Origin of the sequence: Marinilabilia sp. (assembly GCF_016278715.1) — a bacterium.
Classification (GTDB): Bacteria; Bacteroidota; Bacteroidia; order Bacteroidales; family Marinilabiliaceae; genus Marinilabilia.
On the sequence record NZ_JADQBH010000212.1, the window covers coordinates 1 to 4,389 of the forward strand.

The window sequence follows — 4,389 nt, forward strand, 5'->3', positions numbered from 1 at the left end:
AGGCGTGATGATATAAGTAAGGACGATAAACAGTCATCGGCAAATAAAAAGGAAGAGGAGGCTTCAGAAAAAAGAAAACGGAAGGAGACACGCCCCGAAAATGACCGGAATATCAGCAATTATGATAAGATGGCTGTGCTGGATGATTTCGGAACCGATCAGCCCGAAGAACTGACAAGTTCCTCGCTGAGGGGAAAGATTCAAAACCGCAACATAATGGTGGATTTGCAGGGGCCTTACGGACTAACCTTTTTCCCCGGAGACACGCTTGTACACAGAGTTCGTTATTTTGAACAGGATGTGGAGAAATTGTCTGAAAGCTTTAAAACCAACAAGCCGATTGAAATTGCCAACGTAACGGGAGAAATAAGCCGGGAGGCTTCAGCTCTTTTGTTTGAAAATATTGGTGGACTTACAGAAAAGATAGCAAATGAAAACCGGGTTGAGCAACAGGTTACTTTGCTCATGGAAAGAGGATTACATTTCCTGGCTGTCCAAAATCTTAACAACGCCATTGACGATTTTAGTCAGGTTGTTGCTCTGGATAGTACCAATTATCTGGCATTGTTTCAAAGAGCCATTGCCCGATACAAGATGGTGGAAACAGTGAGATCTTTTGAAGCTGAAGAAGCGCCATCAGTGGAGCAGCTGGACCTGAAAGGTTCCAATACTCCTTTGGGAACTGCAGGTAATGCTGAACAGGCTTCTATTCTTGATTACAACCTGATTATTGATGACCTCAACAGAGTGATCGACCTGGCGCCCGGTTTCGAGTTTGCCTGGTTCAACAGGGCTTATATGAAAAGTCTTTTGCGTAATTTTGAAGCATCGGTAGATGATTACTCCAAAGCCATTGAAATAAATCCAGATTTTGCAGAGGCCTATTTTAACCGCGGTTTGAACAGAATTTATCTTGATCAGACTGCTGAAGGAACCCTGGATTTGAGTAAAGCTGGTGAATTGGGTGTTTTTGAAGCCTACAGTATTATAAAAAGATACGGTTCTTTTGATACGGATACTGAATTGAAAGAGGAGGTTGAACATGAGTAATGAGTTGCCCGTAAATATGGACCTTGACAATGCGGAGTTTCGCAATGCACTGCAATTAATTCAATATACCAACTCGTCGGTTTTCCTAACCGGAAGGGCAGGCACCGGAAAATCAACGTTTCTCAGATACATTTGTGAAAACACCCATAAGAAGCACATCGTTGTTGCCCCTACGGGCATCGCTGCTATTAATGCCGGCGGGGTAACGATGCACTCTTTTTTTAAGATTCCTTTTCGGCCTATTTTGCCTGATGACCCCGACCTTTCTACTAAGGATGGCCGCATTTTCGATTTTCTGAAATACAACAAAGAAAAGATCAAACTCATTCGGGAGACTGATTTATTAATTATCGACGAAGTATCCATGGTTCGGGTGGACATTCTGGACTTTATTGATCAGGTTTTGAGGGTGTACACTAAAAATAAAACACTTCCTTTTGGAGGAAAGCAGGTGTTGATGGTGGGAGATGCCTTTCAGCTTGAGCCCGTGGTTCGTTCCGACGACTGGAAGATTCTCAGTCGGTTTTACAAATCTCCTTTTTTCTTTTCAGCTAGGGTGTTTTCGCGCATTCCGTTGGTTCAGATTGAATTGGAAAAGGTTTACCGGCAAAATGATAAAACGTTTGTTCATATGCTGGACAAAATACGTGTAAATGCTGCTGCTCCTGCCGATATTACCAAAATCAATCAGCGGCTCGACAGGAGTTTTGAACCTCCTGTAAACGAACTTTTTATTACGCTTGCCACCCGTCGCGATACCGTAAATTACATCAACGATAAGAAACTGGATGAACTGGAGGGGAAACCCGAAACTTTCACAGGCGAAATTCAGGGAGAATTTTCAGAATCCAGTTTGCCAACGCTGAAAGAATTGGTAGTGAAAGAGAATGCGCAGGTAATGTTTGTAAAAAACGATCAGCAAAAACGCTGGTACAACGGCACACTTGGGTTGGTAGACGAAATAGGTGAAGATGGTATTTATGTGCGCACAGAGGACGATCAGGTTCACCTGATAACACGTGAGAAATGGCTGAATCTGAGATATCGGTACGATGAAAAAAACAATAGGATAATTGAGGAAGAGATAGGTTCTTTTACGCAATATCCGCTGCGTTTGGCATGGGCCATCACCGTGCATAAAAGCCAGGGACTGACTTTTGATAAGGTCGTGATCGACTTCAGTGGCGGTGCTTTTGCCGGTGGCCAGTTGTATGTGGCATTGAGCCGATGCCGCTCTCTGGAAGGTATTGTTCTCAAGACTCCGGTAACCTCGCGCGATGTGATTGTCAATCCTCAGGTGACCCAGTTTGCCCGTTCTGCCAATGACCAGCATCTCATACAGGAAGAATTGAACAAAGCCAAGGCCGATGGTGCTTACATCTCAGCTTTGAAAAGCTTCCGGCAGGGCAACTGGCAGGAATCGGTTCATTATTTGGCTGAAGCAATAAAATATCGGAATGATGACCTGGAAAGACCCGAAATTCAGCGATTTATGGCTTCTCAGATGGTCTTTGCAACCCGTTTGAAGGACAAAATTGCTTCTTTGGAAGAGGAACTCTCTCAGCAACAGAAAAATGTGGAAGAATTTGCCCGTGAATATTTTCTGATGGCCAATGAGTGCGAAGTGAAATTTAAGGATAAAAGAAGTGCGCTTGCCAATCTTAATAAGGCCCTGAGTCTGAATCCCCGTTTTATTGATGCTCTGGTGCGCCGGGGTACGATTCTGACCGAAACAGGGGATTTGGACAACGCAGAGAAGGATTTTACTTCGGTGCTGAAATTGCGCCAGCGTCATTTCGAAGCCCTTTGTGGAAGAGGCAAAGCCCGTTTTCATCTGCGACATTTCTCCGGTGCATATCAGGATTTTTTGGAAGCATCTAATTTACAGCAATCCGATTCTGAAGTTTATAAGAATCTGGGCGATGTATGTGCCCGCCTGGGAGAAATGGACAAAGCACAGACTTATTGGAATATTGCTGCCAGCCTGGAGAACGAAGATTAAGATTCCGGGGTCTCGAATACCGGAATGGATATGTTGAACCGAATAGACAAAAGGCGAATGGTAATGATGATGCCAACGGTCAGCAATTCATTCAGAGCAACCGGGAAATCAAGCCATCTGAAAAGAAGATAAAACAAAGCACCCGTAATACAGGCGGTTGCATATATTTCTTTGTGAAAGATTAAGGGCACTTCATTGGTCAGTGTATCACGAATAACTCCACCCACTACTGCTGATGTCATCCCCATGATTACTGCAACTGCCGGATTTACACCCAGATTTAGTGCCTTTTCGAGACCGATGATGGTAAATACCCCGATCCCAATGGTATCGAACAAAAACAGCGTCCTGCGCATTTTGGCCACAAAGCGTTTAAAGAAAAGCGTAATTAAAAAGCCACTAAAGATGGCGATTAGATATTCGTAGCCCTGTAACCATGTAACCGGAGTTACTCCCAGCAACAGGTCTCGCATGGTACCGCCCCCGATTGCTGTTACTACTCCAATTACCATTACGCCAAAAAGATCCAGCTTTTTTGTTCCGGCGGTGAGAACCCCGCTGATTGCAAACACGGCCGTTCCGATGTAATCGAGCCAGATGATGATGTCTATGTTCATTAATTTAAAGGTTGAAATCCTGTTTGTTATAGTTCTTTTTATAATCTGGCTCGCAAAAGTAAGGAAATTCTCAACAACGGAAGCTCGGCCTACTTAACAACTTTTAAAGAACTTTTTCTTTAAATGAGATATATGAACATGTAAAAATGTAGATGTTTTTATACTTTTGTCAGCAAATTAATCAGAAGATATGCAGAAAAAGTATGTAATCATTGGAGGTGTAGCTGGTGGGGCTACCACAGCGGCACGCCTTAGGCGAATAGATGAGAATGCCGAAATCATTATGCTCGAAAAAGGAGAGCATATTTCCTATGCAAACTGCGGACTGCCTTACTATATCGGTGGGATTATCAAAGAGCGGGAAAAACTATTGGTGCAAACGCCGGAAAGTTTTGGTGGACGTTTTAATATTGATGTACGTATTTTTTCGGAGGTTAATGATATTGATTTTGAAACCCAAACTGTTAATGTTCGGGATTTAAAAACCGGAAAGGAATATACTGAACGTTATGATAATTTGGTTTTGTCGCCGGGGGCCCAACCGGTAAAGCCACCTATTCCGGGTATCGGTCATAAAAACATATTTACGCTCCGGAATGTGGGTGATACCGATCGCATTAAAGCGTTTGTGGATGATGAAAAACCTCGTTCTGCTATAGTGGTGGGAGCCGGTTTTATCGGTCTGGAGATGGCGGAGAATCTTCATCACCGGGGAATTAA

The 4,389-nt window shown here is 43.5% G+C and carries 4 protein-coding genes; 3 read left to right on the forward strand and 1 reads right to left on the reverse strand.

From position 1 onward, the window contains the following. Together QZZ43_RS13015 and QZZ43_RS13020 are read left to right on the forward strand one after the other, a co-directional pair. A partial coding sequence (locus QZZ43_RS13015) for a tetratricopeptide repeat protein (RefSeq protein WP_291860080.1) occupies positions 1-1,050 on the forward strand: 1,050 nt, incomplete at its 5' end. Continuing rightward, a complete protein-coding gene (locus QZZ43_RS13020) occupies positions 1,043-3,052 on the forward strand; it encodes an AAA family ATPase (RefSeq protein ID WP_291860082.1) in 2,010 nt (669 codons plus the stop codon). The genes QZZ43_RS13015 and QZZ43_RS13020, both read left to right, overlap by 8 nt. Here QZZ43_RS13020 and QZZ43_RS13025 read toward each other — a convergent pair. Beyond that, the gene (locus QZZ43_RS13025) at positions 3,049-3,669 is read right to left on the reverse strand and encodes a trimeric intracellular cation channel family protein (protein WP_291860084.1); all 621 of its coding nucleotides are present in this window, start codon (positions 3,667-3,669) and stop codon (positions 3,049-3,051) included. The genes QZZ43_RS13020 and QZZ43_RS13025 overlap by 4 nt on opposite strands. Positions 3,670-3,859: 190 nt before the next feature. On the opposite strand from QZZ43_RS13025, the gene QZZ43_RS13030 reads away from it, so the two are divergent. Beyond that, the coding region (locus tag QZZ43_RS13030; protein WP_291860087.1) for an FAD-dependent oxidoreductase at positions 3,860-4,389 on the forward strand (530 nt) is incomplete at its 3' end.

Bases quoted from the DNA above. Each gene is read 5' to 3' on its own strand.
- QZZ43_RS13025 (WP_291860084.1), bottom strand. From the start codon at position 3,669: ATGAACATAGACATCATCATCTGGCTCGATTACATCGGAACGGCCGTG.
- QZZ43_RS13020 (WP_291860082.1), top strand. From the start codon at position 1,043: ATGAGTAATGAGTTGCCCGTAAATATGGACCTTGACAATGCGGAGTTT.